The 14,383-nt window shown below is 65.2% G+C and carries 16 protein-coding genes; 12 read left to right on the top strand and 4 right to left on the bottom strand.

Going from position 1 to position 14,383, the window contains the following annotated elements; all coding sequences use genetic code 11:
- Window positions 1-73: 73 nt before the first annotated feature.
- From AB7Z56_RS30815 to AB7Z56_RS30775, 9 genes are all read left to right on the top strand, one after another.
- Window positions 74-1,042: a Bug family tripartite tricarboxylate transporter substrate binding protein gene (locus tag AB7Z56_RS30815; RefSeq protein WP_441256713.1), complete on the top strand. Its 969-nt coding sequence runs from the start codon at window positions 74-76 to the stop codon at window positions 1,040-1,042.
- Entirely contained in the window at window positions 1,039-1,521 is a 483-nt protein-coding gene (locus AB7Z56_RS30810; protein WP_063984516.1) for a tripartite tricarboxylate transporter TctB family protein, read from the top strand. The genes AB7Z56_RS30815 and AB7Z56_RS30810 overlap by 4 nt, the downstream gene beginning before the upstream one ends.
- Entirely contained in the window at window positions 1,521-3,020 is a 1,500-nt protein-coding gene (locus tag AB7Z56_RS30805; protein WP_063984515.1) for a tripartite tricarboxylate transporter permease, read from the top strand. Before AB7Z56_RS30810 ends, AB7Z56_RS30805 begins: the two co-directional genes overlap by 1 nt.
- A gap of 54 nt (window positions 3,021-3,074) precedes the next feature.
- Entirely contained in the window at window positions 3,075-3,875 is an 801-nt protein-coding gene (locus tag AB7Z56_RS30800) for an NYN domain-containing protein (RefSeq protein ID WP_028150272.1), read from the top strand.
- A gap of 85 nt (window positions 3,876-3,960) precedes the next feature.
- On the top strand, window positions 3,961-5,763 hold the full coding sequence (locus AB7Z56_RS30795) for an adenine deaminase C-terminal domain-containing protein (RefSeq protein ID WP_063984514.1): 1,803 nt from the start codon (window positions 3,961-3,963) through the stop codon (window positions 5,761-5,763).
- 152 nt (window positions 5,764-5,915) lie between these two features.
- Window positions 5,916-7,706, top strand: a complete 1,791-nt coding sequence (gene gcl / locus AB7Z56_RS30790) for a glyoxylate carboligase (protein WP_063984513.1) — start codon at window positions 5,916-5,918, stop codon at window positions 7,704-7,706.
- An 11-nt stretch (window positions 7,707-7,717) separates the two neighbouring features.
- The gene (hyi, locus tag AB7Z56_RS30785; RefSeq protein WP_063984512.1) at window positions 7,718-8,503 is read left to right on the top strand and encodes a hydroxypyruvate isomerase; all 786 of its coding nucleotides are present in this window, start codon (window positions 7,718-7,720) and stop codon (window positions 8,501-8,503) included.
- A gap of 12 nt (window positions 8,504-8,515) precedes the next feature.
- Window positions 8,516-9,403: a 2-hydroxy-3-oxopropionate reductase gene (locus tag AB7Z56_RS30780; RefSeq protein ID WP_063984511.1), complete on the top strand. Its 888-nt coding sequence runs from the start codon at window positions 8,516-8,518 to the stop codon at window positions 9,401-9,403.
- 112 nt (window positions 9,404-9,515) lie between these two features.
- Complete coding sequence (locus AB7Z56_RS30775) at window positions 9,516-9,899, top strand: DUF1236 domain-containing protein (RefSeq protein ID WP_063984510.1); 384 nt, start codon at window positions 9,516-9,518, stop codon at window positions 9,897-9,899.
- Between the two features lie 60 nt (window positions 9,900-9,959).
- On the opposite strand, the gene AB7Z56_RS30770 is transcribed toward AB7Z56_RS30775, so the two are convergent.
- From AB7Z56_RS30770 to AB7Z56_RS30760, 3 genes are all read right to left on the bottom strand, one after another.
- Window positions 9,960-10,322, bottom strand: a complete 363-nt coding sequence (locus AB7Z56_RS30770) for a VanZ family protein (RefSeq protein WP_063984509.1) — start codon at window positions 10,320-10,322, stop codon at window positions 9,960-9,962.
- A 77-nt stretch (window positions 10,323-10,399) separates the two neighbouring features.
- The gene (locus AB7Z56_RS30765) at window positions 10,400-11,008 is read right to left on the bottom strand and encodes a thiamine pyrophosphate-dependent enzyme (protein WP_063984508.1); all 609 of its coding nucleotides are present in this window, start codon (window positions 11,006-11,008) and stop codon (window positions 10,400-10,402) included.
- An 11-nt stretch (window positions 11,009-11,019) separates the two neighbouring features.
- Window positions 11,020-11,586: a thiamine pyrophosphate-binding protein gene (locus tag AB7Z56_RS30760; RefSeq protein ID WP_014496644.1), complete on the bottom strand. Its 567-nt coding sequence runs from the start codon at window positions 11,584-11,586 to the stop codon at window positions 11,020-11,022.
- Window positions 11,587-11,830: 244 nt separating this feature from the next.
- Here AB7Z56_RS30760 and AB7Z56_RS30755 point away from each other — a divergent pair, with 244 nt between their 5' ends.
- From AB7Z56_RS30755 to AB7Z56_RS30745, 3 genes are all read left to right on the top strand, one after another.
- The gene (locus tag AB7Z56_RS30755) at window positions 11,831-12,880 is read left to right on the top strand and encodes a hydroxyacid dehydrogenase (protein WP_063984507.1); all 1,050 of its coding nucleotides are present in this window, start codon (window positions 11,831-11,833) and stop codon (window positions 12,878-12,880) included.
- Between the two features lie 117 nt (window positions 12,881-12,997).
- Entirely contained in the window at window positions 12,998-13,447 is a 450-nt protein-coding gene (locus tag AB7Z56_RS30750) for a flagellar basal body rod protein FlgC (protein ID WP_063984506.1), read from the top strand.
- A gap of 140 nt (window positions 13,448-13,587) precedes the next feature.
- Window positions 13,588-13,800 (top strand): hypothetical protein, encoded by a 213-nt coding sequence (locus AB7Z56_RS30745; RefSeq protein ID WP_028150282.1) that lies wholly within the window; start codon window positions 13,588-13,590, stop codon window positions 13,798-13,800.
- Window positions 13,801-13,803: 3 nt separating this feature from the next.
- Here the strand turns inward: AB7Z56_RS30745 and AB7Z56_RS30740 are convergent, their stop codons facing one another.
- Entirely contained in the window at window positions 13,804-14,382 is a 579-nt protein-coding gene (locus tag AB7Z56_RS30740) for a GNAT family N-acetyltransferase (RefSeq protein WP_014496638.1), read from the bottom strand.
- Window position 14,383: the final 1 nt, after the last annotated feature.

Raw genomic sequence — 14,383 nt, 5'->3', positions numbered from 1 at the left:
GGCTGATATGCGACCAAACGACACAATGCGGCAACCGATCAACGACGTCCGCACGAGCCCGGAGAATACCCTCATGTTTCAATTTCCCGCGCGCCTTGTCGGCGCAGCCGTCGCGTTGACCCTTGCGGCAGCTACGCCGGCCTTCGCCCAGCCGCTGGAGCTCAAGCTGATGGCGCCGGCGGCCCCGGGCGGGGGCTGGGACCAGACCGCGCGCTCGATGCAGCAGGCGCTGGTTGCCGCGGGCGTCGCGCGCAGCGTGCAGGTCACCAACGTTCCCGGCGCCGGCGGCAGCATCGGCATCGCGCAGTTCGTCAACGGCGCCAAGGGCGATGGCAACCAGCTGATGGTCAACGGCTTCGTCATGGTGGGCGCGCTCGCCATGAACAAATCGCCTGTCACGCTCGAGCAGGTGACGCCGATCGCACGCCTCACCGAGGAAATCCAGGTGATCGTGGTGCCGGCGAATTCGCCGATCAAGACCGCGCAGGATCTCGCCGCCGCGGTGAAAGCCGATATCGCCAAGGTGACCTTCGCCGGCGGCTCGGCCGGCGGCGTCGACCATGTCATGGCCGCGTTGTTCGCGGGCGCAGTCGGCGCCGACGCGAAGAAGATCAACTACATCCCGTTCTCCGGCGGCGGCGAATCGCTGGCGGCAATCCTCGGCGGCAAGGTCACCGCGGGCATTTCGGGGCTGAGCGAATATGACGGGCAGATCAAGTCCGGCAAGCTGCGCGCGATCGGCGTGACCTCGGAGAAGCGCATCGCGGGCAGCGACATCCCGACCTTTAGGGAGCAAGGCATCGACCTCGTGATCGCCAATTGGCGTTCGGTGGTCGCGCCTCCCGGCATCACGCCGGAGCAGCGCAAGACGCTGAGCGATGCGGTCGAGAAGATGGTGAAGTCGGACGCCTGGAAGGAGATCCTCAAGCAGAAGGGCTGGGAGTATGCCTATCTCGGCGGCGACGCCTTCGCCGACTTCCTGAAGAAGGAAACCGTGCGCGTCACCGACGTGCTGAAATCGGTCGGCCTGGTCAAGTCATGACCTCAGGCGATCCCGCCCAGCCGCGGCGCGTCGATCGCGCCGGCATCGTCATCGCTGTATTGCTCGCAGGTCTCGCCGCGGTGCTGGTCTGGGACGCGCGCGGGCTGCAATCCACTGCGATGTACGGGATGGGACCGGAGGCGATGCCGGTCGTGGTCGCCACCGGCCTTGGGCTGCTCGCGATCGGAAATTTCATCGACGCGCTACGCGGCAATCTGCCGGTGCGCGAGAGCGCCGATCCCGTGCCTGTGATTCTGATCCTGGTTGGCCTTGCGCTCCTCATTGCCATCATCGGCTTCGGCGGCGGCTTCATCCTGGCGACGTCAGCGCTGTTCGTGACGACGTCGGCAGCTTTCGGGCGCCGTGCCATCCTCGTCGACAGCATCATTGCCCTCGTGATGTCGACCCTCATCTATCTCGCGTTCGACCGGCTGTTGACGCTGAGCCTTCCGACCGGCCCGCTGGAGCGACTGCTGTGATGGACACCTTTGCCGCGCTGGCCCACGGCATGGCGGTCGCCGTCCAGCCGATGAACCTGCTCTATGCGCTGATCGGCGTGTTCCTCGGTACGGCCGTCGGCGTGCTACCCGGCATCGGCCCGGCCCTGACGGTCGCGCTGCTGCTGCCGGTGACCTACAAGCTCGACCCCGGCGGCTCGCTGATCATGTTTGCCGGCATCTATTATGGCGGCATGTATGGCGGATCGACCACCGCGATCCTGATCAACACGCCCGGCGAGAGTGCCTCGATGGCGACCGCGCTCGAAGGCAACAAGATGGCCAAGGCCGGCCGCGGCGGGCCGGCGCTTGCGACATCCGCGATCGGCTCCTTCGTCGCCGGCACCATCGCCACCATCGGGCTCGCGTTCCTCGCGCCGTGGCTGGTCGATTTCGCCGTGCGCTTCGGCCCCGAGGACTATTTCGCGCTGATGTGCGTCGCCTTCGTCACTGTGTCGGCGACCTTCGGCGATTCTCCGATCCGCGGCCTGACCAGCTTGTTCATCGGCCTGACGCTCGGCCTCGTCGGCATCGACAAGCTGACGGGGCAGGCGCGGCTTGCCTTCGGCGTCCCCGAGCTGCTCGACGGCGTCGAGGTGACCACGCTTGCGGTCGGTCTGTTCGCGGTGGGCGAGGCGCTCTACGTCGCATCGCGCCGCCACCACACCGAGGAAAAGCTCGAGCCGGTGCGCGGCTCGCTGTGGATGACCAAGGAAGACTGGAGGCGCTCGTGGAAGCCGTGGCTGCGCGGCACCATGTTCGGCTTCCCGATCGGCGCGCTGCCCGCGGGCGGCGCGGAGATTCCGACCTTTCTGTCCTATTCCACCGAGAAGCGGCTCACAAAACATCCGGAAGAATTCGGCAAGGGCGCGATCGAAGGCGTCGCGGGACCGGAGGCCGCCAACAACGCCTCCGCCGCCGGCACGCTGGTGCCGCTGCTCACGCTGGGATTGCCGACCTCGGCGACGGCCGCGATGATGCTGGCGGGGTTCCAGCAGTACGGCCTCAACCCGGGGCCGCTACTGTTTGCCGAGCGGCCTGACCTCGTGTGGGGCCTGATCGCCAGTCTCTTCATCGCCAATTGCATGTTGCTGGTGCTCAATCTGCCGCTGGTCGGACTGTGGGTGCGGTTGCTCGCGATCCCGCAGCCTTGGCTTTATGCCGGCATTCTCGTGTTCGCGACCATGGGCACCATCGCCGCAAAGCCCTCGGTGGTCGAATTGTCGATGCTGGCCGGCTTCGGCGTGCTCGGTTTCCTGATGCGCCGGTTCGACTTTCCGATCGCGCCCGTCGTCGTCGGCCTGATCCTCGGTCCGATCGCCGAGAGCCAGCTGCGCCGTGCGCTCGCGATCAGCCTCGGCGATCCCATGACGTTGCTCCAGAGCCCGATCTCGGCGACGCTGCTCGGCATCGCGCTGGTTGCGCTGCTGGCCCCGTTCGTGCTGAAGGGGATGGGGCGCTTCAAGGCGAACGAGGACTAGCCGTCCCGGCGCGAGCGTCCTCTAATGCTGCGTCCAGCTCGTTGAGGAAACGCCATGCCGTCGGAACTTCGCTCGCCCCGTCTCGCCGTCCTGATCGATGCCGACAACGCCTCTGCGAAGATCGCGGATGGGCTGTTCGAGGAGATTGCCAAGATCGGCGAGGCCAGCGTCCGCCGCATCTATGGCGACTTCTCCAATGCACGGTCCAGGGGCTGGGCCGACATTCTGTCGAAGCACGCCATCATCCCGCAGCAGCAATTCGCCTATACGACGGGAAAGAATGCCTCCGACATAACCCTGGTGATCGACGCCATGGACCTGCTTCACAGCGGCCGGTTCGACGGCTTCTGCCTGGTCTCCTCCGACAGCGACTTTACCCGTCTGGCCGCCCGCATCCGTGAGCAGGGCGTCGACGTGTTCGGGTTCGGCGAGCAGAAGACGCCGGAGAGCTTCAGGCAGGCCTGCCGAAGGTTCGTCTACACCGAGAACCTGGTCTCCGTCCCGGCGACCACCCAGGATGCCGCCTCAAGATCGACGTCGCTTCAGCCGCCCGATGCAGCCACGCCCATCATCAAGAAGGTCATCACCCAGATGGAGAGCGAAGACGGCTGGGTCGCGCTCGGCGAAGTCGGCCGGCAGCTCGCCAATCTGGCGTCCGATTTCGATCCGAGAACGTTCGGGTTCCGCAAGCTGAGTGACCTCGTACGCAAGACGAATTCGTTTGAGATCGATGAGCCAAAGGGCCGGTCGATGCGAATTCGCGTGAAGCCCGCTGCCGCCGCACCGCCGAGAAGGCGGAACCCGCGCAGGCCCGCAAGGGCGGGGACGACGGGCAGTTCGGCGCCTAAGGCGTAAGCAGGGTCTGCCGTTATATTTGCGCTTGCCCGCTATAGCGCAGGGCGTAACCATCGCTGGGCCGTAACGCCACGCGAGGGTCCCGATGACCAGACTTACCCGCTTCGCCGTCGCACCGCTGCATTCGATGACCCGGTGTCTGGCCGATGTCGCCTCCGCGCGCGTCGCACCGGATCTCGTGGTCACGGGGGCCCGGGTGCTTTCGACCTATTCCGAGCGCATCCATCCCGGTCGGGAGGTCTGGATCACCGGTGGCCGCGTCGCAGCGGTGAAACCGGCCGGGGCGGCGAAGAAGGTCTGGGGCGGGGTGCCACTTTACGACGCCGCCGGCGGCATCATCGCGCCGGGGCTGGTCGATCCGCACATCCACATCGAATCCTCCATGGTGACGGCCTGCGCCTATGCCGAGGCTGCGCTCCTCAACGGCACCACCACGATCTTCTGCGACAGCCACGAGATCGGCAACGTCATGGATGTCGCCGGTGTCGAGGCGATGCTGGAGGACGCGCGCGAGGCGCCGCTCTCGATCTTTTTGACGGTGCCGAGCACGGTGCCGGCCACGTCGGCGGAACTGGAGACCGCGGGCGGCGACCTCACGCCGGACAAGATCGCCGGCCTGTTCGACCGCTGGCCCGAAGCGGTCGCGCTCGGCGAGAAGATGGATTTCGTGCCTGTCACGATGGGCGACGAGCGCAGTCATGCCATCCTTGCCGCTGCCTTGAAGCGGGGACGGCCGGTGTCCGGACACGTTTACGGCCGTGAATTCGTCGCGGCCTATGCGGCGTCCGGCGTCACCGACACCCATGAGGCGATCGATCGCGACATCGCCGACGATCTGCTCGACGCCGGCGTCTGGGTTTTTCTGCGCGGCGGTCCGCCGACCACGCCCTGGCACTCGCTGCCGCAGGCGATCCGCACCATCACCGAGCTCGGTGCGTCGCACAAGCGTACGGCCGTGTGCACCGACGACCGTGATGCCGACGATCTTCTGCTGTTCGGTCTCGACTGGGTGGTGCGCGAGGCCGTAAAGGCCGGCATGTCGCCCGAACAGGCCTGGTCGATGGGCTCGCTGCATGGCGCCACACGCTTCGGCATGGAGGGCGATATCGGCGGGCTCGGCGGCGGCCGCCGCGCCGATCTCGTGCTGATGGACGATCAGCTCAGACCGCAATGCACCTGGTATGGCGGCGAGCTGGTGGTCGAGCACGGCAAGATTACGCCGCGGCTCGATCAGGCGCTGTCGCAACGCTATCAATATCCGAAGGCGGCCTATGCGACCGTAAAGCTTCCGGAGAAGGTCAAGCTGACGCCGGAATTGCCGGCGAAGGCGTGTACCGTCAATGCCATCAAGACCGCGCTGCCGGGCATTACGCTGATCCATGAGAAGGTCGCGATCGAGCCGACAAAGGATTGGCCGTCGCTGTTTGAGCGCTACGGCCTGTGCTTCGTCACGGTGGTCGAGCGCCACGGCAAGTCGGCCGGCAATGTCGCTTACGGCGTGCTGAAGGATTTCGGCCTGAAGCGCGGGGCGGTCGCCTCCAGCGTCGGGCACGACAGCCACAACATCATCGTCGCCGGCACCAACGAGGGCGACATGCAGGCGGCGATATCAGCCATCAAGGCGGAGCAGGGCGGTGTTTGCGTCGTCGCCGACGGCAAGGTGAGGGCGCTGGTTCCGCTGCCGATCGCCGGCCTGCTCTCCGACAGACGGGTCACCGAGGTCGCCGAAGCGGTCAAGGTGCTGAAGAAGGAATGGGCGGAAGCCGGCTGCACCATCCCCTACATGGGCTTCAATTTGATTCCGCTATCGGTCATTCCGGAAATTCGCATCACCGACAAGGGTCTCGTGCTGGTGCCGCAGATGGAGCTGGCGCCGCTGTTCGAGTGAGCGGCTTTCACGCCGATGTCGATCTAACCGTTTGAGACCGCCACGGTTTTTCCGCGGCTGCCGCATCGTGGAAAATAAAATCGATCTCGTTGAGATCGCATCTTGCACGCCTGATGATCGCACTCGCTGACGCAACTCAAGCGAGGTCCGATATGGCGAAGATGCGAGCCGTCGATGCTGCCGTGCGAATTCTGGAAAAGGAAGGCATCTCGACTGCCTTCGGCGTTCCCGGGGCCGCGATCAATCCGCTGTACTCGGCGCTGAAGAAGCGCGGGTCGATCCGCCACATTCTCGCGCGCCATGTCGAGGGCGCCTCGCATATGGCCGAGGGCTATACGCGGGCGAAGGCCGGCAATATCGGCGTCTGCATCGGCACGTCGGGTCCGGCCGGCACCGACATGATTACCGGGCTATATTCGGCGATCGCCGATTCCATTCCGATCCTCTGTATCACCGGGCAGGCGCCGCGCGCACGGCTCTACAAGGAGGACTTCCAGGCCGTCGACATCGAGTCGATTGCAAAGCCCGTGACCAAATGGGCTGTGACCGTGCGCGAGCCGGCGCTGGTGCCGCGTGTGTTCAGCCAGGCCTTTCACATCATGCGCTCGGGCCGGCCGGGTCCGGTGCTGATCGACATGCCGCTCGACGTGCAGGTCGCCGAGATCGAGTTCGACGACGAGACCTATGAGCCGCTGTCGGTCTACAAGCCCACCGCGACGCGCAAGCAGGTCGAGAAGGCGCTGGAGATGCTCAATGCCGCCGAGCGCCCGCTGATCGTCGCCGGTGGTGGTATCATCAACGCCGACGCCTCGGACCTGCTGGTGGAATTCGCCGAGATCGCCAACGTGCCGGTCGTGCCGACGCTGATGGCGTGGGGTGCGATCCCCGACGACCACGTGCTGATGGCCGGCATGGTCGGCCTTCAGACCAGCCACCGCTATGGCAATGCGACCATGCTGGAATCCGACTTCGTACTCGGCATCGGCAACCGCTGGGCCAACCGTCACACCGGCTCGGTCGAGACCTACACCAAGGGCCGCACCTTCGTGCATGTCGACATCGAGCCGACCCAGATCGGGCGCGTTTTCAATCCCGATCTCGGCATCGTCTCGGACGCCAAGGCCGCGCTCGAGCTCTTCGTCACCGTCGCCAGGGAGTGGCGTCGGTCAGGCAGGCTCCGCGAGCGCCAGGCGTGGCCCGCGGCCTGCCGCGATCGCAAGAAGACGATGCTGCGCAAGAGCCATTTCGACAACGTCCCGATCAAGCCGCAGCGCGTCTATGAGGAGATGAACAAGGCCTTCGGCCGCGACACCACCTATGTCACCGTGATCGGCTTGTCGCAGATCGCAGGCGCGCAGTTCTTGGGCGTCTACAAGCCGCGCAACTGGATCAATGCCGGGCAAGCCGGCCCGCTCGGCTGGACGCTGCCTGCCGCGCTCGGGGTGCGTGCGGCATGCCCGGATCGCGAGATCGTCGCGCTGTCCGGCGATTACGACTTCCAGTTCCTGATCGAGGAGCTCGCGGTCGGCGCGCAGTTCAATCTGCCCTACATCCACGTCGTCGTGAACAATTCCTATCTCGGCCTGATCCGCCAGGCCCAGCGCGGCTTCGACATGGATTATCACGTCCAGCTCTCCTTCGAGAACGTCAACGCACCGGAGCTCGGTGGCTACGGCGTCGACCATGTCGCGGTCGCCGAAGGCCTCGGCTGCAAGGCGATCCGCGTCACCGATCCCAAGGATACGCAGGCGGCGTTTGCGACCGCGCGTGAACTGATGGCGAAGCACCGCGTGCCCGTCGTGGTCGAGTTCATTCTCGAACGCGTCACCAACATCGCGATGGGCACGGAGATCGACAACATCGTCGAGTTCGAGGAGGTGCTGGATCTGCCGCTCGACGAGGTCGAGACCAAGCGGCCCGGCGTGCTGCAGCCGGCGGAATAGGGGAGAGCATCATGCCGAAATTTGCCGCCAACCTCACCATGCTCTTCAACGAGATGCCGTTTCCCGACCGCTTTGCCGCGGCGAAAGCGGCGGGCTTCTCCGGGGTCGAGTATCTCTTCCCGTACGATTTCGACAAGGCGCTGCTGCGCGAGCAGCTCGAAGCTCACGGGCTGACGCAGGTGCTGCACAACCTTCCCGCGGGCAACTGGGCAGCGGGCGAGCGCGGCATCGCGATCCTGCCCGATCGCGTCAGTGAATTTCGCGACGGCGTGTTCCGGGCCATCGACTACGCCAAGGCGCTCGATTGCGAGCAGCTCAACTGCCTCGTCGGCATCGCGCCTGCCGATGCCGACCCGCGCGAGCTCAACGAAACGCTGGTTGGCAACCTTCGCTTTGCCGCCTCGACGCTGGCGCGCGAGAACATCAAGCTCCTGGTCGAGCCGATCAACACGCTCGACATTCCCGGCTTCTACCTCAACGGCACCGAGCAGGCGGTTCAGCTGATCTCCGAGGTGCGGTCGAACAATCTGTTCATCCAGTACGACATCTACCACATGCAGATCATGGAGGGCGATCTCGCCCGGACCATGCAGGAATATCTCCCGCAGATCGCCCATATCCAGCTCGCCGACAATCCCGGTCGCCATGAGCCCGGCACCGGTGAGATCAACTACCCCTTCCTGTTCCGCCACCTCGACGCGATCGGCTATCGCGGCTGGATCGGCTGCGAATACAAGCCGCGCACCACGACGCTGGAAGGCCTGTCCTGGCACGCCGCGCAGACATTTGAGACCTGAGGAAACGTAGACATGATCGACATCGGCTTCATCGGACTTGGCACCATGGGACGGCCGATGGCCGGCCACCTTCTGGCCGCGGGCCATCGCGTGCTCCTGCATGACGTCGCGCCGGTCGCGCCTGAGCTGATTTCCGCGGGCGGCATCGCCTGCAAATCGGCGAAGGAAGTCGCGGAGGAGGCGGATGCGGTCATCATCATGGTGCCCGACACCCCGCACGTGGAGGCGGTGCTGTTCGGCAAGGACGGCGTCGCGAGCGGCATCTCCAAGGGCAAGATCGTCGTCGACATGAGCTCGATCTCGCCGCTGGCGACCAAGGAGTTCGCGAAGAAGATCGAGGCGCTCGGCGCGGACTATCTCGACGCGCCGGTGTCGGGCGGGGAGGTCGGGGCGAAAGCAGCGAGCCTCACCATCATGGTCGGCGGCCCGGAGCGGGCCTTTGGCACCATGAAGGCGATCTTCGACAAGATGGGCAAGAACGTCACGCATGTCGGCGCCAATGGCGATGGCCAGACGACGAAGGTCGCCAACCAGATCATCGTCGCACTGACGATTGAGGCGGTGAGCGAAGCGCTGCTGTTCGCATCCAAGGCGGGGGCCAATCCCGTTCTCGTGCGCAAGGCGTTGATGGGCGGTTTTGCATCGTCGCGGATTCTCGAAGTGCATGGCGAGCGCATGGTGAAGCGCAATTTCGAGCCGGGTTTCCGCATCGAGCTGCACCAGAAGGATCTCAACCTCGCGCTGGAAGGTGCGCGCGCGCTCGGCCTGTCGCTGCCGAGCACGGCATTGGCGCAGCAATTGTTCTCGTCCTGCGCCGCGCATGGCGGCAAGGCCTGGGATCATTCCGCGATGGTGCGGGCACTGGAACTGATGGCGGGACACGAGATCGCCGCAGCGTAAGTGTTACGCAGTAACACTCTCCAGATTTGGCCTGTCTTTCGTCGTGCGGGAACCGGAACAATGGTCCGACCCCGCGGTTGAAGGCGCAGAACAATCACTGGAGAGTGTGGACATGAAGACCCGTCTTGCGATTTCGCTGGCTGCCGTGTCGCTGCTGGCGTCGAGTGCAGCCTTGGCCCAGTCGACGACCGAACAGGGCGCTAGGGACGGCGCGCGTGCGGGTGGCGACATCGGCGGACCGATCGGCGCGATGGTCGGCGGCACCGTCGGTGCGGCCGTCGGCGCCGGTCTCGAAATTCCGAATGCCGTGCTCGGCGGAATCCCGCGCGACGATTCCGTCGTGATCCACGAGCGCGTCATCGTCGGCGAGCCGCTGCCCCCGACCGTGGTGCTGCGCCCCGTGCCGAACTACACCGAGTATCGCTACGCGGTCGTGAACGATCGCCGCGTCATCGTCGAACCGCGCACGCGCCGCGTCGTCAAGATCATCGACTGATCGATCAGAGCGTGAAGGCTTTGAAGAGCCGGGCCCTGCGGAGCGTCACTCCGCGGGGCCCTAGTTCGTCAGGGCCGAATTGGCGCGGAAGCGCGCCATGATCCAATCGGTGACGGCGGCGAGCGCAAAGCCGATGCAGGCGGTGCCGGCATCGACAAGAAAATCGTCCAGCCGTGCATGCCGTCCCGGTGCCCAGAACTGCATCAGCTCGAGCACGCCGATCAGGACCACCGCGACGGCCGCGACAGCCCAGCGGCGATTCCGGTAGGCGAGGCCGAAGGCCAGTCCGACCAGGATGAAGGCGAGGGCGTGCTCGCCGTCCTGGCCGAGATCGGAATGGGGCCGCAGGCCGGGCGGGCCGAGGGTTGCGAAAGTGACGGCGGCCGCGAGCAGCCAGGCAAAAAAGCGAATAAAAATGGGCATCCGGTGCCGATAGCACGGATTTGCAACGGCCTGTTGCGGGGCAGGGATCAGATCGCCGTGTAGTTAATGACGAAACGTTAAAGTGGCTCGCGCACGCCGAGGCCGTGCATGAAGCGTTCCCGGATCTGAACGGGATCCCTGCGGGTGGTACCCACGCCCGGCTTGTCGTCGATGCGGACCGCGATCAGGCTCGGCTCGGAGGCGGACAGGGCCTCGTCGACCAGCCGCTCGAAATCCTCCTCGTCCGCGGCCCAGGCGCTGTTGGCAAGTCCCGAGCCGGAGGCGATCGCGACGATGTCAGCCACACTCGCGGCCGGCGTCGGCTGCGCACCGGTGATCTGGTAGATGCCGTTGTCCATCACGATCATGATGAGGTTCTTCGGCCTCAACGCCGCAATCGTCGCGAGCGCGCCGAGCTGCATCAGCAGCGAGCCGTCGCCTTCGAGCGCGAAGACTCGGCGATCGGGCTGGGCCAGCGCGACGCCTAATGCGATCGGGAAAGCCAGCCCCATGCTGCCGAGCATGTAGAAGTTCTGCGGGCGATGGCCGGCGGCCCAGAGATCGAAATTGGTGTTGCCGATGCCGCCGATCACCGCTTCCTCGTGCTTGAGCCTGGCGATCAGGCGCGAGGTGACATCGAAGCGGTTCATGACCTTGGTGTTGCGGTTGTCCAAATCTGTGCTCATTCTGGCCGGCCTCACTTGTCGAAAACCTTGCCGCCGGTGAGCAGCGGGTTGAGGATCAGCGCCACCGGCGCCTGCGTGGTCACGGCCTGCTTGATCGAGCGGTCGGCGATGAATTCGAGCTCGTCGAGCCGGGTGATGGTGTGGTGCTCCAGCGCGAGTGAATCCAGCACCGGGCGCATGGTCCGGCAGACCAGCGATTGCCCGTAATTGAACTCGCCAAGCGTGCCGCGCTCGGAGACGAACATGATCAGCGGGATCTGGTAGGGCACCGCGAGCGAGGCCAGCACGTTGGCGAGCGTGGCGAAGCCGGAGGTCTGCATCAGCACCGCGCCGCGCCGTCCGCCCATCCAGGCGCCGGAGACGATGCCGACGGCCTCTTCCTCGCGGGCGGTGGCAAAGGTGGTGAAGAAGGGGTCGGCGTGCAGGTTCTTGATCAGCGGCGTCAGCACGCGGTCGGGCACGTAAGGGATCAGGCTGATCTCGTTCCGCTTCAGGGTCTGCAGGACGATGCCGTGCCAGCTCCTGTCGCTGGCGCCTTGTGCCGCCTGGGGCGAGGTCTGCTGTTCCGCAAGCGCCATTGCGTTCTCCCTTGAGCCGCGCATGCTTCTTGGTTCTGGTCGTCGCGGCGGTCTGCCGAACTTGACGCAGGCAGCGGGATTGTCAACATGTCCGGGCCAGCACCGTGATCTGCGCCAGACGGCCTGCCGTGGCCGGCACCGCCATGTCATAAGCGGCGATAATGCAAAAACGGGAGGAACGCATGGACGGAGCGCGGGGTGCGCTGGCCTTGCGGGTCTCCTTGAGAGAGCCGGAAGGGTCCTGATGTCCGTCAATAGCAAGCGCGTCTTCTACGTCAAATACCTGGCCAATCCGATCTATATCGACATCCTGAAGGCGCGGTCCGACGTCCGGCTCGATCGCATCGAGAACGAGAGCCCCGAAGATTTCTACGCCCCGATCCTGAACGCGGCGCATGTTTACCAGATCGGCGCCGCCCGCGACGAGCTTGCTCCGCATTTCCATGTCGATGCCGCCTTCCTGAAGCGCACGCCGAACCTGTTGCTGGTCTCCAGCAATGGCGCGGGCTTCGACCCTGTCGACGTCGAGGCCTGCACCGATGCGGGCGTGCTGGTCGTCAACCAGTCCGGTGGCAACGCGCATTCCGTCGCCGAGCATGCGCTGGCGATGATGCTGACGCTGTCCAAGCGCATCATCCAGTCCGACCGCAAGCTCCGCAGGGAGGCCAACGTCAACCGCAACGAGCTCGTCGGCAACGAGGTCGAGCACAAGACCGTGGGCATCATCGGCCTCGGCAATGTCGGCCGCCGCATTGCCGCGCTGTGCAAGGGCCTGCTCGGCATGACGGTGCTGGCCTATGACCCGTATTTGTCGGCCGAGGTGATGGCCGAGCGGGGCGGGGAGAAGGTCGAGCTCGACGAGCTGCTGCGCCGCGCCGATTTCGTCTCGATCTCCTGTCCGCTCGACAAGAAAAGCCGCAACATGATCAGCACGCGCGAATTCGCGCTGATGCAGCCGCACGCCTATTTCATCACCACGGCGCGCGGCTTCATCCACGACGAGGATGCGCTGCTCCAGGCGCTCCGCGACAAGCGCATTGCCGGTGCCGGCCTCGACGTCTGGTCGAAGGAGCCGCCGCCGCCCGAGCATCCGCTGCTCCAGTTCGACAACGTGCTGGCGAGCCCGCACACCGCAGGCGTGACGATCGAGGCGCGCCAGAACATGGGCCGCATCGCCGCCGAGCAGGTGCTGGACACGCTCGACGGCAAACGCCCGCCGCGCATCATCAATCCCGAGGTCTGGCCGCGCTACGCCGAGCGCTTCAAGCAGGCGTTCGGCGTGACGCCGGGGTAGGAACGTGCGAACCCCGATCGCGCTCCGATCGTTGGTTACGAGGATGCAAATAGAAAGCTGCGGATTTTACTGATGGCGTGAATGAACGCGTATCACTTGTCCTGTAGTTGAAAGTCCATGAGCATATTTTCGATTGCGACATCAGGACTTTCCGCGGCGAGTTTGCGTGTGAACGTGGCCGCGAGCAACATCGCCAATGTGCGCACGACCGGCCCGCTACCCGCTTCAAGCGGATCGAGCACATCGGCCGGTGCGGGCGGCTCGAGCATTGGCCCGACATTTCCAGCGGCCTATGTGCCGTTGCGCGTCGATCAGGTCTCCCAATCGAGCGGCTCGACGCCAGGCGGTACGGTCGCGACCGTGTCGACGGTTTCGCCGAGCTATGCCGCACAATCCGACCCCAGCGCTCCCTTCGCAAACGAGGACGGCCTGGTCGCCGCGCCGAACGTCGATCTCGCCAGCGAGTTCGTTCAAATGGCGGCCGCCAAGTACAGCTTCATCGCCAATGCGAAGGTCATTCAAGCCTACGCCGAGACAGAACAGACCCTCCTCGATATCAAGACGTGATCGCTGACGGATTGTATCGACGCCTGCGTTGGCGACGGGAACCGTCACCGATCTTGATCCGCGTCAAAATCTCCTTTCCCGGTTCAGGCTAAATGGGATTAAAGTGCCGCCGGGGCACGCTGGCGCAGGCAGGAGGTCCCATGTCAACTTATGTCGTCAGGTTCATGAAGGACGTGCTCGGCCAGTACGGCCGGCAGATCGAGGTTTGCCAGGGCACGCTCGAAATCGACGCCACCGACGAGGACGAAGCAAGGGAGCGGGCGAAGGCGCGGTTTTGCAAGGACCAGGCGCTGCATCACTGGTCGCTGCATGCCGACCGGATCCAGGTCAAGCCGGCTGACTTTCCCTCGTAAGGTTTAACGGCCCGGTGCCGGTAGCGTCGGCGGAGCGGTGACGCCCGCGCCGAGCGATCGCTGCACCATGACGGTGTCCGACCAGCGGCCGTGGCGATAGGCGACGCCGCAGAGCAGGCCGGCGCGCGCGAAGCCGAATTTTTCGTGCAGCGCCAGCGAGGGCGCGTTGTCGGCATCGATATAGCCGATCATCTGGCGGAAGCCGGCCGCCGCGCACGCATCGATCATTCCCTGGAGCAGCAGCCGTCCGACGCCGCGACCAAGATGCTCGTGGTGGACGTAGATCGAGTGCTTGGCGGTGTAGCGGTAGGCCGGGCGCTTGCGGAACAGCACGGCATAGGCATAGCCGACCACCTCGCCGCGATAGGTCGCGACCAGATGCGGCAGGCGGGTCTGCTTCAGGTTCTTGCGGCGGTCGCGCAGATCGTCCGGTTCGGGCGCGCCGGTTCCCTCGACATCGCGCGGCACCCCATTGCGGACGTGATGGCGGTAGATCGCCAGCATCGCCTCGACATCGCTCTCCCGTGAGGGGCGGACCAGAACCGGTTCGTCATCTGTACGCGCAATCGCTGTTTCGTTCATC

Source organism: Bradyrhizobium sp. 482_C4_N1_8, from assembly GCF_052075965.1.
Lineage (GTDB): Bacteria > Pseudomonadota > Alphaproteobacteria > Rhizobiales > Xanthobacteraceae > Bradyrhizobium > Bradyrhizobium barranii.
The sequence above is the reverse complement of the archived record's forward strand: the minus strand, read 5'-3'. Positions and strand labels throughout refer to the sequence as shown.

Excerpts from the sequence above, each read along its gene's own strand:
- AB7Z56_RS30815 (WP_441256713.1), top strand. The coding sequence starts at position 74 with ATGTTTCAATTTCCCGCGCGCCTTGTCGGCGCAGCCGTCGCGTTGACC.
- AB7Z56_RS30810 (WP_063984516.1), top strand. The coding sequence starts at position 1,039 with ATGACCTCAGGCGATCCCGCCCAGCCGCGGCGCGTCGATCGCGCCGGC.
- AB7Z56_RS30805 (WP_063984515.1), top strand. The coding sequence starts at position 1,521 with ATGGACACCTTTGCCGCGCTGGCCCACGGCATGGCGGTCGCCGTCCAG.
- AB7Z56_RS30800 (WP_028150272.1), top strand. The coding sequence starts at position 3,075 with ATGCCGTCGGAACTTCGCTCGCCCCGTCTCGCCGTCCTGATCGATGCC.
- AB7Z56_RS30795 (WP_063984514.1), top strand. The coding sequence starts at position 3,961 with ATGACCAGACTTACCCGCTTCGCCGTCGCACCGCTGCATTCGATGACC.
- gcl (WP_063984513.1), top strand. The coding sequence starts at position 5,916 with ATGGCGAAGATGCGAGCCGTCGATGCTGCCGTGCGAATTCTGGAAAAG.
- hyi (WP_063984512.1), top strand. The coding sequence starts at position 7,718 with ATGCCGAAATTTGCCGCCAACCTCACCATGCTCTTCAACGAGATGCCG.
- AB7Z56_RS30780 (WP_063984511.1), top strand. The coding sequence starts at position 8,516 with ATGATCGACATCGGCTTCATCGGACTTGGCACCATGGGACGGCCGATG.
- AB7Z56_RS30775 (WP_063984510.1), top strand. The coding sequence starts at position 9,516 with ATGAAGACCCGTCTTGCGATTTCGCTGGCTGCCGTGTCGCTGCTGGCG.
- AB7Z56_RS30770 (WP_063984509.1), bottom strand. The coding sequence starts at position 10,322 with ATGCCCATTTTTATTCGCTTTTTTGCCTGGCTGCTCGCGGCCGCCGTC.
- AB7Z56_RS30765 (WP_063984508.1), bottom strand. The coding sequence starts at position 11,008 with ATGAGCACAGATTTGGACAACCGCAACACCAAGGTCATGAACCGCTTC.
- AB7Z56_RS30760 (WP_014496644.1), bottom strand. The coding sequence starts at position 11,586 with ATGGCGCTTGCGGAACAGCAGACCTCGCCCCAGGCGGCACAAGGCGCC.
- AB7Z56_RS30755 (WP_063984507.1), top strand. The coding sequence starts at position 11,831 with ATGTCCGTCAATAGCAAGCGCGTCTTCTACGTCAAATACCTGGCCAAT.
- AB7Z56_RS30750 (WP_063984506.1), top strand. The coding sequence starts at position 12,998 with ATGAGCATATTTTCGATTGCGACATCAGGACTTTCCGCGGCGAGTTTG.
- AB7Z56_RS30745 (WP_028150282.1), top strand. The coding sequence starts at position 13,588 with ATGTCAACTTATGTCGTCAGGTTCATGAAGGACGTGCTCGGCCAGTAC.
- AB7Z56_RS30740 (WP_014496638.1), bottom strand. The coding sequence starts at position 14,382 with ATGAACGAAACAGCGATTGCGCGTACAGATGACGAACCGGTTCTGGTC.